Annotated in this window: 18 protein-coding genes, 1 other RNA gene and 1 pseudogene; 16 read left to right on the forward strand and 4 right to left on the reverse strand. The window is 36.8% G+C overall.

Annotated elements, in window-relative coordinates; genetic code table 11:
• Positions 1–247: pseudogene (locus tag JCM9157_RS24735) on the forward strand (hypothetical protein); the annotation flags it as partial.
• Between the two features lie 159 nt (positions 248–406).
• Here the strand turns inward: JCM9157_RS24735 and JCM9157_RS18790 are convergent.
• The 3 genes from JCM9157_RS18790 to JCM9157_RS23620 all read right to left on the reverse strand — a co-directional run bounded on the left by JCM9157_RS18790 (position 407) and on the right by JCM9157_RS23620 (position 2,155).
• On the reverse strand, positions 407–595 hold the full coding sequence (locus JCM9157_RS18790; RefSeq protein ID WP_035667169.1) for a hypothetical protein: 189 nt from the start codon (positions 593–595) through the stop codon (positions 407–409).
• 104 nt (positions 596–699) lie between these two features.
• The gene (locus tag JCM9157_RS23615) at positions 700–1,389 is read right to left on the reverse strand and encodes a PP2C family protein-serine/threonine phosphatase (protein WP_148296916.1); all 690 of its coding nucleotides are present in this window, start codon (positions 1,387–1,389) and stop codon (positions 700–702) included.
• Positions 1,390–1,483: 94 nt separating this feature from the next.
• Positions 1,484–2,155 carry a PAS domain-containing protein gene (locus tag JCM9157_RS23620; protein WP_052013260.1) on the reverse strand — a complete coding sequence of 224 codons (672 nt, stop codon included), beginning with the start codon at positions 2,153–2,155 and terminating at the stop codon, positions 1,484–1,486.
• Positions 2,156–2,398: 243 nt separating this feature from the next.
• On the opposite strand from JCM9157_RS23620, the gene JCM9157_RS18800 reads away from it, so the two are divergent.
• From JCM9157_RS18800 to JCM9157_RS18835, 9 genes are all read left to right on the forward strand, one after another.
• Complete coding sequence (locus JCM9157_RS18800; protein ID WP_035667172.1) at positions 2,399–4,681, forward strand: DEAD/DEAH box helicase; 2,283 nt, start codon at positions 2,399–2,401, stop codon at positions 4,679–4,681.
• The gene (locus JCM9157_RS18805) at positions 4,678–5,943 is read left to right on the forward strand and encodes a ribonuclease H-like domain-containing protein (protein WP_035667175.1); all 1,266 of its coding nucleotides are present in this window, start codon (positions 4,678–4,680) and stop codon (positions 5,941–5,943) included. The genes JCM9157_RS18800 and JCM9157_RS18805 overlap by 4 nt, the downstream gene beginning before the upstream one ends.
• Before the next feature lie 424 nt (positions 5,944–6,367).
• Positions 6,368–6,820, forward strand: coding sequence for a spore coat protein (locus JCM9157_RS18810; RefSeq protein WP_035667176.1), 453 nt, complete (start codon positions 6,368–6,370; stop codon positions 6,818–6,820).
• A gap of 200 nt (positions 6,821–7,020) precedes the next feature.
• Complete coding sequence (locus JCM9157_RS18815) at positions 7,021–7,578, forward strand: SLOG family protein (RefSeq protein WP_035667178.1); 558 nt, start codon at positions 7,021–7,023, stop codon at positions 7,576–7,578.
• Positions 7,579–7,658: 80 nt separating this feature from the next.
• Positions 7,659–7,973: a cell division regulator GpsB gene (gene gpsB, locus JCM9157_RS18820; RefSeq protein WP_035667181.1), complete on the forward strand. Its 315-nt coding sequence runs from the start codon at positions 7,659–7,661 to the stop codon at positions 7,971–7,973.
• Between the two features lie 10 nt (positions 7,974–7,983).
• Positions 7,984–8,382: a reverse transcriptase-like protein gene (locus tag JCM9157_RS18825; protein WP_035667183.1), complete on the forward strand. Its 399-nt coding sequence runs from the start codon at positions 7,984–7,986 to the stop codon at positions 8,380–8,382.
• 61 nt (positions 8,383–8,443) lie between these two features.
• Positions 8,444–8,828: RNase P RNA component class B (gene rnpB, locus JCM9157_RS24175), an RNA gene on the forward strand.
• Between the two features lie 289 nt (positions 8,829–9,117).
• A complete protein-coding gene (locus tag JCM9157_RS18830; protein WP_035667185.1) occupies positions 9,118–10,257 on the forward strand; it encodes a THUMP domain-containing class I SAM-dependent RNA methyltransferase in 1,140 nt (379 codons plus the stop codon).
• Between the two features lie 1,032 nt (positions 10,258–11,289).
• On the forward strand, positions 11,290–11,544 hold the full coding sequence (locus JCM9157_RS18835; RefSeq protein WP_035667187.1) for a DUF2564 family protein: 255 nt from the start codon (positions 11,290–11,292) through the stop codon (positions 11,542–11,544).
• Positions 11,545–11,790: 246 nt separating this feature from the next.
• On the opposite strand, the gene JCM9157_RS18840 is transcribed toward JCM9157_RS18835, so the two are convergent.
• A complete protein-coding gene (locus JCM9157_RS18840; RefSeq protein WP_035667189.1) occupies positions 11,791–12,096 on the reverse strand; it encodes a HesB/YadR/YfhF family protein in 306 nt (101 codons plus the stop codon).
• Between the two features lie 140 nt (positions 12,097–12,236).
• Here JCM9157_RS18840 and JCM9157_RS18845 point away from each other — a divergent pair, with 140 nt between their 5' ends.
• From JCM9157_RS18845 to JCM9157_RS18865, 6 genes are all read left to right on the forward strand, one after another.
• Positions 12,237–13,751: a carboxypeptidase M32 gene (locus JCM9157_RS18845; RefSeq protein ID WP_035667191.1), complete on the forward strand. Its 1,515-nt coding sequence runs from the start codon at positions 12,237–12,239 to the stop codon at positions 13,749–13,751.
• Positions 13,752–13,817: 66 nt separating this feature from the next.
• The gene (locus tag JCM9157_RS18850; protein WP_035667193.1) at positions 13,818–14,117 is read left to right on the forward strand and encodes a hypothetical protein; all 300 of its coding nucleotides are present in this window, start codon (positions 13,818–13,820) and stop codon (positions 14,115–14,117) included.
• Between the two features lie 227 nt (positions 14,118–14,344).
• On the forward strand, positions 14,345–14,680 hold the full coding sequence (locus JCM9157_RS18855) for a hypothetical protein (RefSeq protein WP_035667196.1): 336 nt from the start codon (positions 14,345–14,347) through the stop codon (positions 14,678–14,680).
• A gap of 2 nt (positions 14,681–14,682) precedes the next feature.
• Positions 14,683–14,805 (forward strand): hypothetical protein, encoded by a 123-nt coding sequence (locus JCM9157_RS25845; protein WP_268870965.1) that lies wholly within the window; start codon positions 14,683–14,685, stop codon positions 14,803–14,805.
• Positions 14,806–14,939: 134 nt separating this feature from the next.
• Complete coding sequence (locus JCM9157_RS18860; protein ID WP_035667198.1) at positions 14,940–15,428, forward strand: small multi-drug export protein; 489 nt, start codon at positions 14,940–14,942, stop codon at positions 15,426–15,428.
• Positions 15,429–15,442: 14 nt separating this feature from the next.
• Positions 15,443–16,165, forward strand: coding sequence for a hypothetical protein (locus tag JCM9157_RS18865; protein ID WP_035667201.1), 723 nt, complete (start codon positions 15,443–15,445; stop codon positions 16,163–16,165).
• Positions 16,166–16,178 lie beyond the last annotated feature (13 nt).

Here is a 16,178-nt window from a genome sequence, read left to right on the forward strand (position 1 = left end):
CCAAAGCGGATGGGGAAGCGGGTTCCCACAAACCCCAGCTCAAAGCGGATGGGGAAGCGGATTCCCACAAACACCAGGCCAAAGCGGATGGGGAAGCGGATTCCCACAAACACCAGGCCAAAGCGGATGGGGAAGTGGATTTCCACAAACACCAGGCCAAGGTGGATGGGGAAGTGGATTTTTACAAGGTCAGCACTGGGGATCAGGGTTTGCAAGACCTAACACAGAACTTGATTACGATTTATAACTAAATCTTAACAATAAAATAAGAAGAGACGGATTTATTTAAATTCGTCTCTTTTTTGGGGTATATGTGTTTGTGTATAAAATACTGCTATGTAATTAAAAAGGGGGAATGAAAAATAAGGAGAATGAGGTAACGCATGTTACCCCATTCAAAGACCTATTAAGATTGATTACGGTTTTGATTCATCATGTCTTTAATAGGCTCCATCATGTTGTTCATGTTCATGCCATTACCGTTAGTACGGTTTCTGATCATGCTATAAGCAGCTGCGCCAACTCCGATTCCAACCATTGACATCATTAAACCATTTCCGTTCTTTTTCTTACGTTTAGACCCGAACATGTTCATTGCTATTCCCCCTTTAAAAAATGTGTTTGATCTTCTCAAACATTTTATATGATCAGTTAAAAACAAGGAATTTATGCGCGAACATCGGGATTATCATAATGTAACTATATTCCTTTCAATAGAACAGATACAACACAAATATCATCATTTGTCTGTGAATAATCAAATTTCTTGATTTGTTCAAGCGTTTGTTCTCCGGCCATTAAAGGCTGTAAATCCCTCTGGAGATGATCGGTTAATCCATCGGTATAAAGTAAAAGTTCACAATCTTTATTATAAGAAAAGCTGTGTGCCTCACAGTCAAAAAAACGAAGTAACCCTATTGGGGTAGTTGTTGATTCAAAGGCCTGAATATTATTGCCATCTTTTTGATAAAAGGTGGGGTGACCAGCATTAATATAATCCACTTTTCGCAATTTAGTATCGACAAGAAGATAAATACAAGTAAAGTAATGGCGTAAAATGTTAGTTTCTTCAGGGATAATATCAAACATATGATTATTCAAATTACACATAACATCTACTGGGTTGATAATCCCTTGGTTAATACTTGACTTGATTTCTGCATTAAGCGACATCGTTAGAAGCGATGGAGAAATTCCATGGCCCATCACATCAATAATGAAAATGGCATACTGATTTTCATTAACTTTTTCCCATTTATAAAAATCTCCTCCGAGGTTTTGACAAGGTAAGTAAAAACCAGAGATTGAAATGGAATGATCTGTTATGGAGTTACTTAACATCATTTGTTGCAGATTTTTTGCTAGTTGTAAATCTTGTTGCAATTCCATGTCTAAGGCTTTCTTTTCGGTTACATCTTTTTGAATTCCAACGAAATGAGTGACTTTATTATCTATATGTGAGTGGACTGGATTAATGGTCAACTCATTCCAAAAGGGGGTTTGGTCTTTTCGGTAGTTTTAGAATTTCTGTGTTTATTCTTTTCTCTTGTTCAATAGCTTGCTTAATTTTATTGATTTCTAAATCTGATGTGTCTTTTCCTTGTAATAGGTTGCAATTTTTTCCTAATACTTCACTTTGTGTGTAGCCTGTTATTTGTTCAAACCCTTTATTTACATACATAATTGGGTTATTCTTTTTCCGGATATCCGTAATTAGAACACCAATACCAGAATAATCAATGGCTTTAGCTAAAAGGTTGTTTCGTTCTAATAAGCTTTCTTTTTCTTTCCGGAGCTCTAATTCCCTTGTCACATCTTCTAAAACAATAAATAAGAACAAAGAATCTAGAGTGTCAATCACATGAACATTTACTTTAAATGGAATTTGTTCCTGTTCACTGGTTATAGCTGTCACAGTAAAATCTTTTAACCTTTTTCCTGCAACAATATCAGGGAATGCGTGTAAACAAAAATGACGAGACTCCTCAGTCATAAAAGGGCTTTCAGAAAAGTGCCTACCAAGCCATTCTTCTTTATCACACCCAAGTATGAGTTCTGTTGTCTCATTAATATAATGGTATTCTCCCTCACCATTTAAAATTAAGATGATATCCGGAGAATGATCTATTAGTTTCTGAAAAAAATCTGGTTTCATTTAAGCAACCTCACATTAGATGGATTGTATCTATTTTCATTATACTGTCAAATCTTGATTTAAGATATGCTTATTCCAACAACTTTCAATTCATTTATCTAATTTGTACGGTAATCCGTACATGCTTTTGGTTATTATTAATTTGTGTAATGGAATTTCTTTCAAAAAGAAAAACAATTTAGAGTATAGAAAAACAAACAAACATTCGCTAAAATGAAAGTAATAGAAACTGAGGTGGAGCGGATGTTTAAAAAAAATTTGCAAGAGATTTTAGAGGACTTAAAAACAAACCCAGATTGGAAAGAGAGAATCGTCCATTGGCATGAACTACCTGCTGTAGAGGCGAAGACGGCACCATTTCCAACTGAGATAGACAAACGAATTGAACAAGCTATGAGGCGAAGAGGGATAGGATCATTATATTCACATCAGGCAGAAGCCTTTCATTACACTAGGAAAGCCGAAAATGTTGTTGCTGTTACTCCAACAGCTTCAGGGAAAACCCTTTGTTATAACTTACCTGTTCTACAGGAAATAGTAGGAAATGAAGAAAGTAGAGCTTTATACTTATTTCCAACAAAAGCACTTGCTCAAGATCAAAAAAGCGAGCTTAATGAAATCATTGACGAAATGGGAATCGACGTAAAATGTTTTACTTATGATGGTGATACGGCTCCAAATATTAGACAAGCTGTACGGAAAGCAGGACATGTTGTGATAACAAACCCAGACATGCTCCATTCAGCAATTTTGCCACATCATACGAAATGGGTAGCTTTTTTTGAAAATCTTAAATATGTTGTGATTGACGAGCTTCATACTTATCGTGGCGTTTTTGGAAGTCACGTTGCAAATGTAATAAGACGTCTTAAAAGGATAGCGCGCTATTACGGTAGTAACCCTGTGTTCATTTGTACTTCAGCGACAATTGCAAATCCAAAAGAATTAGCAGAAGAATTAACAGGTAATAACATGCGTCTAATTGATCAGAATGGTGCACCACGTGGGAAAAAACACTTTTTGTTTTATAATCCACCTATCTTGAATCAAGCATTAAATATTCGTCAAAGTGCAACAGTTGAAGTTAACCAACTAGCGAAGTTATTTCTTAAAAATAAAATTCAGACGATTGTTTTTGCGAAAAGTCGAGTTCGAGTAGAGATTATCTTAAGCCACCTTCAAGAACTAACGAAGAAGTACTTAGGTCCAGAAACAATCCGTGGATATCGTGGTGGATATCTTCCGAAACAACGCCGTGAAATTGAAAGAGGGTTACGGAAGGGTGAAATTATTGGAGTAGTGAGTACGAACGCACTAGAACTAGGTGTCGATATTGGACAACTACAGGTTTGCGTTATGACAGGTTATCCAGGTTCCATTGCGAGTGCATGGCAGCAGGCGGGAAGAGCGGGACGGAGACAAAATGAATCAGTTATCATCATGGTTGCGGGGTCAACTCCTATTGATCAGTACATCGTTTTGCACCCAGAATATTTCTTTGAGAAAACGCCAGAATCAGCTCGAATTAACCCTGATAATCTCGTAATCTTAGTTGATCATTTGAAATGTGCTGCATATGAGCTTCCCTTTAAACGAAATGAGACGTTTGAAGGCGTGGAAATAGAAGAAATACTTGAATTTTTAACAGAAGAACAAGTGTTACATGAGCGAGCAAATAAATGGTATTGGATGAACGACGCTTTTCCAGCTCACGGAATTAGTTTACGTTCCGCTTCACAGGAAAATGTAATCATTATTGATCAAAGTGATGTTGCAAACAAAACAGTTATTGGAGAAATGGATCGTTTTAGCGCCATGACACTTCTTCATGACGAAGCTATTTATTTACACCAAGGCGTTCAATATCAAGTTGAATATCTTGATTGGGAAGAGAAAAAAGCATTCGTCCGGCAAGTTGATGTTGAATATTTTACGGATGCGAATTTGGCTGTTCAACTGCGTGTTTTAGAAGAAGATAACCGGAAAGAGGAACAAGAGGTTGCAATTAGTTTTGGTGACGTAATGGTTAATGCTAAAGCAACTATCTTTAAAAAAATTCGACTATCTACGTTTGAAAACATTGGATCGGGTCCGATTCACCTTCCGGAAGAAGAGTTGCACACAAATGCGATGTGGATCAGCTTTTCTGAAGAGCTTACAAATCGTTTTGATGGAGGGGCTTTTGATCAAGCTTTAACAGGATTAGCTCAACTATTACAGCAAGTTGCGCCAATATTTGTTATGTGTGACCGTCATGACCTTCATGTCATACCACAGATGAAAGCGGAGCATTCAGAGCTCCCAACCATTTTCCTCTATGATCGTTATCCGGGTGGCATTGGATTAGCGAAAGAAGTGTATAAGCATCTACCGTATATCTTAGATCAAGTTGAAAATCTGATCTCCGCTTGCCCTTGTGAACAAGGTTGTCCAGCTTGTGTTGGTGTTTCAGAAACAAGGACAAAAACATTAGTCAAAAGATTTATACGGCTATTAAAAGAGAGTAAAGAAGGTCTTTTATCATGAGCATGAAAAACAAACTTGCTAGAATGAAACAACACTTAGCTATAAAAGAACAACCCAAACAGCTCGAATTAAACGAGCGACATAAGGAAGAGAAGCCTCTATCAGAAGTACCGTTCGAAAAAGAATGGGGGCAGTTTCAAGCAAAGCCATTTTGGTTTGATGACAGTTATACACTAATCCGTGAAAAGGAATATTCGTTAAATCATAAGCACGGTCGCTACTTTTTCTCAGAGCTTCAATCAATAATTGACCGTTGGCAAGAGCATAAGGTGAATCACCCTTTATCAGCTAAAGGACGGTCGGTGGGAGATTTACTTTTCTTTGATACAGAAACAACCGGTTTAAGTAGTGGGGCTGGAAATACAATTTTCATGTTAGGGTTTTGTCAGATTAAGAATGAGTCTGTACAAGTAAAACAATATTTTTTACCAGGGCCTGAATCAGAGGTGGCTCTTTACCATCATTTTTTAACAGATGTAGGGTCACTTGGCAATCTGGTTACTTATAACGGAAAGGCTTTTGATTGGCCTCAAGTAAAAACACGTCATACCTTTGTTCGTGATCAAGTACCTAAACTGCCTTCCTTTGGTCATTTTGATTTGCTTCATGCTTCAAGAAGGCTTTGGAAAAATGTTCTGCCAACTTGTAAGCTTTCAGTAGTCGAAAAAGAAATCTTGCAATTCGAACGAATAGAAGATACACCGAGTCATATGGCACCTATGCTGTATTTTGATTTTTTACAAGAACAAGATCCTGAATTTGTGAAAGGCATTTTTCAACACCATGAGTGGGACGTTCTCTCATTAATGACTTTATATACACATCTTTCAAACCTCATACTTGAATGTGAAACGAATGTATTCTTACCTCGTGAACAATATGAGATTGCAAGATGGTATGAAGCGATAGGGGAGAAAGAAATAGCGTATCGACTTTATGAACAAATAATGGGGATCGGTAGTTTTGAACAAGAAGCTAGTTTATACCAATATTCTTTAGGAATGAAACAAATAGGGGGAATTGAAACAGCACTTAATGGTTTCTTAAAGCTAGTTGGTACACAATCATGGACTTATCATGCTGCTATTGAGACTTCTAAAATCTATGAGCATCAATTGAAAGACTATGATAAAGCTTTATATTATACAGATAAGGCGTTATCAGATGAAAAATTTTTCTCTTCTCAGACAAAATCAAAGCAGATAAAATTATTAACAGAACTTGATAAAAGAAAAACTCGTTTACAAAAAAAATCAAATTAAAGTGGTTTTTTTCATAATTCTGAAAACAACTAGAAAATAATCACTCCATTTCCTGGGCAAGCGCAAGAAAACCGATACTTGGACAAAAATCAACAAATTCATTTCTTATACTTGTAAGTTTATGTAATATTTCAAAAAGGAATTGTCATTATGTGTAGAAACGATTACAATATGTTCGATATTCTTTTTATAGAAAGAAGTGAACGAAATGTATCGTGCTATTTTAGTTTTATTTTTTGTCATGATAGGGCTGACTGTGTTTATTATGAGTGAAATGCGTGAATCGGCACTGTTATTTATTTAACAACTGATTACTGTTGATCATATATGGATTAGGCGCTGAATTAGGTCATTTGACTAGTACGTCTGGTTTCAATGATACATAGGTTATTAATGACTCAACTATTAAAGGAGGAATTAACTTATGTTTTGCAAACCAAGACCTAATTTCTGTAAGCTTCCAACAACTTCTCAAGTGATGCCAGCACAAGTTGCTCCAACTCAACAAAATGTGGTAGAAAAAACGTGTGAGTATATTGTTCCGCATGTATTCCCGTCTCATACTCATCACCAAACGAACCATGTTTATAAGCATGTAGCAAGTTTCCCGCACACTCAATCAGCTGGTCAACAAGTATTTCATCAACAAATGGCAGGTCCTGCTCCACAAGTAGCAGGTGCAATGTCTCCGGCAGGCCCAGGATTTGGTGGTCCACAAGTAGCAGGTGCAATGTCTCCAGGATTCGGTCCAGGATTTGGCGGTCCACAGGTGGCAGGTGCAATGTCTCCAGGATTCGGTCCAGGATTTGGCGGTCCACAAGTAGCAGGCGCAATGGCTCCACATATGCATGGCAAAGGCTGTGGCTGCAAGCGTTAGTACTACACTAAAGAAGAGCGAACTGTGAGTCCAGTTCGCTCTTTCTTTTAGGTTGTTTTCTTACCGATTGTTGCTTTTGAAAGGGTGTCTTCCACTGTATGACTGTAGTAGAATGGAACGAACCCACCATTTCTCCCCCAAGCTAACAACAAAAACACCAAAATATGAGAAAATAGCTTTCTTTATGGAGGAGGATGTACATGAAGACGATTGTTGTATCAGGATATAAAGGTCATGAGCTCGGGATATTTGATCAAAAGCATAAAGGAATTTATTTTATTAAAAAAGCAATTGAACAAAGACTAAGACTTTTAATTGAGGAAGGATTAGAGTGGGTCATTATTAGCGGTCAGCTAGGTGTAGAGTTATGGTCTGCAGAAGTAGTATTGCAATTAAAGCGAGAATTTCCACAACTTCAACTAGCCGTATTAACTCCATTTTTACAGCAAGAAGAAAGATGGCAAGAAGCAACAAAAACCTATTATCAGGAGATTATTCAACAGGCAGATTTTCAAGATAGCATCACTCGCAGACCTTATGACAATCCTGCGCAGTTAAAGCAGAAAAACGAATTTCTTATTTCAAAGGCAGATGGTCTGTTGTTACTTTATGATGAAGAAAAGCCTGGATCCCCAACTTATTATTTAGAAATAGCTCAAAAAAGGCAATTAAAAGAAGATTTTCCGATTTTAATCATAACTCCTGCTGATCTTGATATATTAGTACAGGAAGAGCAATACGAAGCATTTGAAGGGTAAATAACATTAAATCAAATTGACAAGATCGTAATTCTTTGGAAAAATAGAAGAGAAGCCGTACATATTAAGAGGTGATGGGAATGAACCAACAGCAAAGTATCCGATTTACTGCTAAGGAGATTTTGGAGAAAGATTTTAAAACGAGTATGCGGGGATATAATCCAGACGAAGTAGATAAATTTTTAGATTCTATCATACAAGATTACGAACTCTTCCAAAGAAAGGTTGAGCATTTAGAACAAGAAAACGCCGCTTTAAAACGTGAAGTTAAAAAACTCTCAGAAAGAAGTCAGCGTCAATCGCCAGCTCAAACTGTTGGGAGTACAAACTATGATATTCTTCAAAGATTGTCTAATTTGGAGAAAAAGGTATTTGGTAGCAAATTGTACGAGTAGGAGAATTTAAATGCTAGTTGATGTTTATATTGATGGAGCTAGTGCAGGAGATCCTGGTCCATCGGGTGCAGGTGTGTATATCAATTTCAGAAATGGACAGGTAGAGAGTCATTCTATTCCACTTGAAATAATGTCTAATCATGAAGCGGAGTATGAAGCGTTACTATTAGCGTTAGACCTATGTTTAAAGCAAGGGTTAAAAATGGTTTCATTTCGAACCGATTCAAAATTAATTGATGACGCAATTGAAAAACGCTATGTCAAAAATAAAAAATATCAATTATATTTAAATCAAGCTATTGAGAAAATTGACCATTTCGATCTCTTTTTTATGAAATGGATACCAAGTAACCAAAACAAGCAAGCCGACGCGCTTGCAAGACAGGCCATTAGAAAAAAGAGAAAATAAATACATGTTGAAAGCTTCAGCTATTCAAGGTATACTATTATTTGTCGTTTGACAACGTTAAACATTCAGGTAACCGCTGCACGTTTACGTGTAGAGGAAAGTCCATGCTCGCACGAGCTGAGATGCTCGTAGTGTTCGTGCCTAGCCAATTCATAAGCTAGGGTAGTCTGGTTTCGACTGGTCTAACGGCAAGGGAAGCACCTAAGTCTATGGATATGGTGTGATACCTTTGAAAGTGCCACAGTGACGGAGTCCATTTGGAAACAAGTGGAGTGGAACGAGGTAAACCCCACGAGCGAGAAACCCAAAATATGGTAGGGGCATCTTCTTATATGGAAATGAACGATTAAGAAGAACAAGGGAAACCTTGTAGATAGATGGTTACCACCGGAGTACGAGGTTCATCACCGTTTGCAGTACAAAGGAACAGAACATGGCTTATCGAATGTTTAATGGATGCTAAAGATAAAATTAAACCTCTTTAAACAGAGGTTTTTTTTATTGTTGTTACATATTTGGAGAAGAGCGAAATAAACGATTGTTACAACAAGATAGCAATCAAAGCAATTTCCACTGAAGCTACTAGAGGGAGAGGACACTAGTCAGTTAAAGCATTTAAAGTGTCTCAAGCTTGAAGCGGTATTCAAAGTCAAAACAATAAAAATGCTAAGTTCATTTGTTTTCACTATATGGAATACGTATAATGAAAGTAATAAGATGTTGAAGGAGTACATAATGGAAAAAGTGACATTAATTGCAACAGCAACGATGGGGCTTGAGGCGCTAGTTGCTCGTGAAGTAAAAGATTTAGGGTATGACGATGTACAAGTAGAAAATGGAAAGGTTACTTTTACAGCTGATGTTACTGCTATTCCGAGAGCCAACCTTTGGCTTCGGACAGCAGACCGTGTCAAATTAGTTGTAGGAGAGTTTAAAGCTTTTACATTTGATGAGTTATTTGAGAAAACAAAGGCTTTGCCTTGGGCAGATATCATTCCTGTTGATGCAGAGTTTCCGGTTATTGGGAAGTCGGTTAAGTCAAAGTTATTTAGTGTCTCAGATTGCCAAGCGATTGTGAAAAAGGCCGTTGTTGAAAGTTTAAAAAAGCGTTATAAACAAGGATGGTTTGATGAAGATGGTCCATTTTATCGAATTGAAGTAGCCCTTCATAAAGATGTAGCTACATTAACCATTGATACAAGTGGACAAGGTTTACATAAACGTGGATACCGTTACTTACACAATCAGGCCCCCCTTAAAGAGACATTAGCTGCGGCCATGATTATGCTTACACCATGGAAGGCTGATCGTCCATTTGTTGACCCTTTTACAGGTTCGGGTACAATCCCAATTGAAGCAGCGATGATTGGACAAAATTTGGCTCCAGGTTTTAATCGAGATTTTGTTTCGGAAGATTGGCATTGGATAGGGAAGGAAACTTGGGATACAGCGCGTCAAGAAGTTGAAGACAAAGCGAATTATGATCAACCTTTAGATATTCTTGGGACAGACATTGATCATCGTAGTGTAGAATTAGCGAGTAATAACGCGATGGAAGCTGGGTTTGGTGATTTGATTAAATGGAAGCAAATGCAAGTTACCGATTTAAGGCACCGAGGTGAGTATGGTATCTTAGTTGGAAATCCACCTTATGGTGAACGATTAGGAGAACGTACTGAAGTAGAGCAAATGTATACAGAGATGGGCAGAAGTTTTCAAAAACATTTGGAAACTTGGTCTGTTTATATGTTAACATCGCATGAAGGTTTTGAGGAGCTGTACGGAAAGAAAGCAACAAAGAAACGTAAATTATATAATGGTAATATTAAAGTTGATTATTATCAATTTTTTGGACCAAGACCTCCAAGAGATTAAATTTCAATTACCGTATTTTACTATAAGGCGTACGGCATAAATTTAAAGGAAAAACACATTCTATAAAACGAGGTCGACATATTTGTTTGCCTCTTGAACCATATCCCATCAAGTTGATGTTCACATATACAACAGGAAAAACAACGATTGAGTTTACCTTTAGGTAAAAGGATCTACAGAGACAGATTTACACATGTTTTACTACAAGCATGTATAGACTGTTCTGACAGAGAGAGATCGTTACAACCCAGATTGTAACATGAATTATGATGCTTGAATTAGATTTGGTTTGAGTAGAAGATCACACATAAAGTGGTCTTCTTTTTTTATTATGATCACCTTGATTTACAATACAAAAAGGGATGACCAACGTAAACGTGGTCATCCCCTTCATTCACCTACAAGAACTCAAACACTCTGCGGCCGTAACGATTATTGTCTTCCACAGACACCCCTCCAATTTCTTGATGCTCTAGGAACATGGTTGAAATTCTCGGACTCTGTACAATGCAATCACCTCATTAAGAGATACATCGTTTCTTCAAGCATTAGAACAATCTGCGGTCGTATCGATTATGCTCTTTCACAGACACCCCTCATTTCTTATATGCTACATAGAACACGTTAGAAATTCTGGAACCTGCGCATTGCTACCACCTCATTAGAGTTGATAAAAATCGATAGAACTTAATGACTATTCGAATTACTCTCTGCGGCCGTAACGATTATTGTCTTTCACAGACACCCCTCTTTTCATGATGCTACTAAGAACATTTTTGAAAATCATGGATCCTGTTCAACCCAACCACCTCATTCAAAGTGATCAATCGTTAATCGTATTGTTTCTTGTTATGGTGTGTGAGAAGCAATTGCTTGCCCCTCGGTTATTATATTGTCCTGCTGAAACTGAATTATGCAGATGTTTTTAATTTTTTTTTTTAGAAGTTTCAACAAAGGAAGAGATAGTATGTTTTTTTATAGGATGGACAACCTTAACTTGAAGTTGGTAATTGCAAAAAGGAGGAGATAATTATGACAAATCCATCAGGCTTTAACGATGTAAAACAAGTTGAGATGTCAGTACTCTCAGCAGAGCACATGGTTGGACAAGCAACTAGAACGATGGATGAGGAGCAGCTGGAAGCGGCTACTAACGCGCTTAACGATGCAAAAGCTCAGCTTAACAAAGCAATGGCACATCAAACTGGTGTTGACGAAGCATTCTTCGAAATGTCTCATGAGCTAATTGCTAAAGCAGATCATCAATTAAAGGAAGCAAAAAAATAAAAGTAAAAAAGGCTGGGAACTAAAGAGGTTAAATGAGCGTACGAACGATGTAGAACCATTAGCGGAGGAAATATACGTAGACTCCTGCGGGTCAAAAAGGCAAGGGTGAGCCCGCGCAGTGCAAATGCACGAGGACGGTCACCAGCCACCCGCGGAAAGCGAAGTGTATTTCCGGAGTGATTGCTACGCTGTGTTTCGTTCGGAATTCTCGCTATTAAAACTCTTATGTCCCAGCCTCTTTTTTTTCTAGCTTTCAGGATGATCAAGTTGTGAAAACTTAGGATTTGCAAAATCTAGGTAACCACTGTCTTCATCATATGTGATGGACATGCCATCTAAATACCAAAAATCATCTTCTGTTACGAAAAAGGTAATACCTTGTTTTTCAAGTATAAAAGCATGCTCTGGAGGCTGATCTTTTATGATCCCTACTGAAAAACCACCGGAACCAATTCCTCCAACACGTACATAAAGTCGAACGGAATCCCCTTTTATTAAAGGAATTTCTTTCTTATATAAAGCAACTGCCTCATCAGAAATTATAAAATTCATATCCTTACCCCCTATGGTAGACAATAACACATGATTCGACATTTTTCTAGAAAGTTAAAAACAAAGAAGGAATAACAATTCGGTCGTCGAAATAATAAAGGCAATATATTTTTTATTAAAATAAAAAAAGGATGGTTTAGATGACAGATATTCAAAAGCTAGAAACAGAATTTAGACAATACATAAAAAAAATAGAGGATTATGGTCAAGCATTAGCTGTTTTAGCGTGGGATTCAAGAACAGGGGCTCCTAAAAAAGGAATTGTTCAACGGTCCGAAGTAATTGGAACATTATCATCGGAGGTATTTGCCTTATCTACTTCTGAGCAAATGGGAAGTTATTTAGCTGAGTTAAGAGAAAAGACTGTTTACAACCAGCTTTCTGAAATTACACGGAAATCGGTAGATGAGTGTTATAAATCTTATCAGCGCAATGTGAAAATTCCAAAAGAAGAATACAAAGAATATGTGATGTTGCAATCTCAATCAGAATCATTATGGGAAGAAGCAAAAGACAAAGCTGATTTCGAATTGTTTCGACCTAACTTAGAAAAATTGGTTGAATTTAAAAAGCGTTTTGTCGGATATTGGGGTTACGAAAAACACCCTTATAACACATTGTTAGATGATTATGAGCCTGGTGTCTTTGTCGATACGATTGATAAAGTATTTGGAGAACTGCGTGATCAATTAATCCCACTTGTTAAAGGCGTAATGGAATCTTCGCATCAACCTAAAACAGATTTCTTATTTAAGAAATTTCCACGCGCAAACCAAGAAGCACTAAGCTTAGATATCTTAAAAGAAATTGGTTATGATTTTGATGCAGGAAGATTAGATGAGACCGTTCATCCATTTGCAATCGGTATCAATCCAAATGATGTTCGTGTAACAACAAAATACAATGAAGACGATTTCCGTGTTGCCCTATTTGGAACGATTCATGAAGGTGGCCATGCTTTGTACGAACAAAATATAGCGCAAGAATTAATTGGAACACCTCTTGCTGATGGTACTTCAATGGGAATTCACGAATCTCAATCTTTATTTTGGGAAAAGTTCGTTGGGAAAAACTATGGATTTTGGGAGCGGAATTATGATGTACTGAAGAAACATTCATCAGGTCAGTTTGACGATGTATCGCTTGAAGATTTTTATTTTGCTGTAAACCAAGCAAAACAATCTTTAATTCGCATTGAAAGTGATGAACTAACATATTGCCTTCATATCATCTTACGTTATGAACTTGAAAAGGCATTAATGGAAGACAAAATTACAGTTGCGGAACTACCGCAAATTTGGAATGATAAAATGGAAGAATATCTAGGGGTACGTCCTTCTCATGATGGCGAAGGTGTCTTACAAGACGTTCACTGGTCGTTTGGTGCTTTTGGTTATTTCCCTTCCTATGCTCTTGGATATATTTATTCAGCTCAAATAAAAGAAGCAATGGTAAAAGATCTACCGAATTTTGATGAATTAGTTAGAAAAGGTGACTATGCACCAATTAGAGAATGGTTAACTAGTAAAGTTCACCAACACGGAAAAATGAAGCAACCTGCTGAAATTATCAAAGATATTACTGGTGGAGGGATTGATTCTAAGCCTTTGGTCAATTATTTAACAGAGAAATATCGCCGTTTGTATCAATTCTAGTTTGAAGTATAACTAATCCAACATTTGTTAATAATAACATTCACTATGTAGTTGGAGTGAATGAGAATGCGTGTTGTAGAAATACTTCCAAAAGAAGAGTGTCATGTGACAGCAATAGAAGCAAGCGTACAAGATTACTTCAATGGAGACATGGTTGTAGTCAGTTGTATTCTAGCTGGTAAAAGTTACGACTTTGTATGTTATGAAGAAGGGTTGCAGGTTAAAAATAACCAAGTCAAGGCCATTTATGGACCTGCGATTGTTTGTAACGCACAACTTGAGGAACTAAGTGATGATGAAGCGGTTCTCGTGCAAAATTACGTGAACGAAAATAAATTTGACTTGAATAACATACATCTTCATTAGAGAAGAGGTTGCATGGGAGAGTATATTCTTTCATAGCAGCCTCTTTTACGATAATTTGTAGTTTTTTGATAACCAAATCAATGAATTGAAATATATTATATTGTTGTTTGTAAAGCATCCGGAATGTCGTTAATGCAAAATTTCTTCTCCTTTTTCATTACATATCTGAAACGATTTGAAATCTTTAATCGTTTTATGTGTAATAAAGGAAGAAGGTGAAGAATAAAATGGTACTTACATTGACACTTGGATCCATGCTTTCGTTTATCCTTCCGTATTTCCAAGCTAAACCTGTGCATATGAATGGTAGTCCAGTAGGTAAGCCGGATTTAATAGGAGAAGTGATAAATATAGAAGAGCACTGGCTATTAATAGATGGAAAAGCCTATGTTGATATACGTGAAGCCATATTAATAAGTGAAAGTCATGTTAGACTTGGATTAAAAGATTTCGCAGAAGGAGATCATGTACATGTTTGGATCTCTGAGGGTGAATTAATAGGTACGTCTCCAGCTCTTGGAACCGCAGTATTTGTTAGACGATTGAATTCAGAAGGGAATTGAAAATGAAACGAGTATTATCAGTCTTATTAATTCTATCATTCTTGGCATCTATGACTGCCGTTGTTTATGGTAGAAGTGAATCGGTGCCTAGTTATATAGAAGAAGGTGTAACATCTTCCAGATGAGGAGATGTTACATCTTTTTTTTTGGACATTTGCCCAATTATCTTTTTTACAAAAAAAGGGTTTAGATTTTATCTTTTGTGTGTTATTGTGTGTATATTGATATATACACTATAACAGTGAAAAGAGGTTGTATTATGGATAACAGTTTAATTTGGGCTTATTTTCTGGTATTTGTATTATCGGCGATCCCCTTTTTTGAGGCAATCGCCATTGTTCCGGTTGCAATTGTAGGTGGGCTTTCGCCAGTGCCAGTTATTATTTTAGGAATGGTTGGGAATTTACTAACCGTATATCTTGTAATTGTGTTCATTGATTACATTAAAAAATGGAGAAAAAGTAAAAAAGATGAACAGGAAAAAGAAAACAAGCGATCCATAAGAGCTCGTAAAATTTGGAAGAAATATGGGTTACCAGGGCTCGCTATCATCGGGCCACTCTTTGTTGGAAGTCATCTCACAGCATTAATGGGTGTTACTTTTGGCGGAACCAAAAAGGCAACAGCTGTTTGGATGACAGTAAGTTTGGGGGTGTGGTGTATGATGTTAGCTTTGTTAGCATTTTTCGGCTTCGACTTTATGCATGTGGAAGGTAATGGGTTTATCAAAGACCTTTTTCAAAACTAAAGGAGGTTAACTGAATGTGGGCAGATACATTCTGGTTTGTAAAAAAAGAAGTTAAGTACAATTGGCCAGCTTTTCTTCTAACAAGTTTATTTGTTTTGTTTTTTGGCTATTTAACTGCTAGGCTCTTGGATATTTTTTTTGTTGAAGGGTGGAGGTCGAGTTTTCTTCTAGATATTATTTTTATTGGGGGAACTCCGTCCTTATCAGCGTTATTTATGTCGGGGCCTTACACATCTTTTCAAACAATTAAGACGGACCCATACAGTAAAAAAATTAGGTTTTATCGCTCTTTTGCAATACCTATTAATGTTATAGCAAGAAGTAGAATGATCTTTATGTTACTTACTTTAGTCAGCATGTCCGTATTATATTATTTTTCTATATTTATGTTTTTACCAACTTCATTTTTAGAAATTTACAATGTAAAAGATTTTATCATGTTTGCTTTGATATGGTTTGGATTTGCCTTAACTTTAAGTGGTGTAACACCATTTATAGAGTATGGAACAAGCGGAAAAATGCTATATGTGTTCTCGTTTTTTACGATGATTGGGTTAATGGTATTCGTTTTTTTGTTCACAGCACTATTTAATCAAGGAATAGTTGGTTTAAGTTTCCAGTTAATGAGATATTTAGGTTGGTACGGGGTATTTCTATCTTTGTTCTTAGGTTGTTTAGCCTGTTATCTTTGGCATAAGCTTCTGTGTTATCGATTATCGAGGCGAGATTATGCATGATGAGAAGGAGTTA

Origin of the sequence: Halalkalibacter akibai JCM 9157, from assembly GCF_000513135.1 — a bacterium.
Taxonomy (GTDB): domain Bacteria; phylum Bacillota; class Bacilli; order Bacillales; family Bacillaceae_D; genus Halalkalibacter; species Halalkalibacter akibai.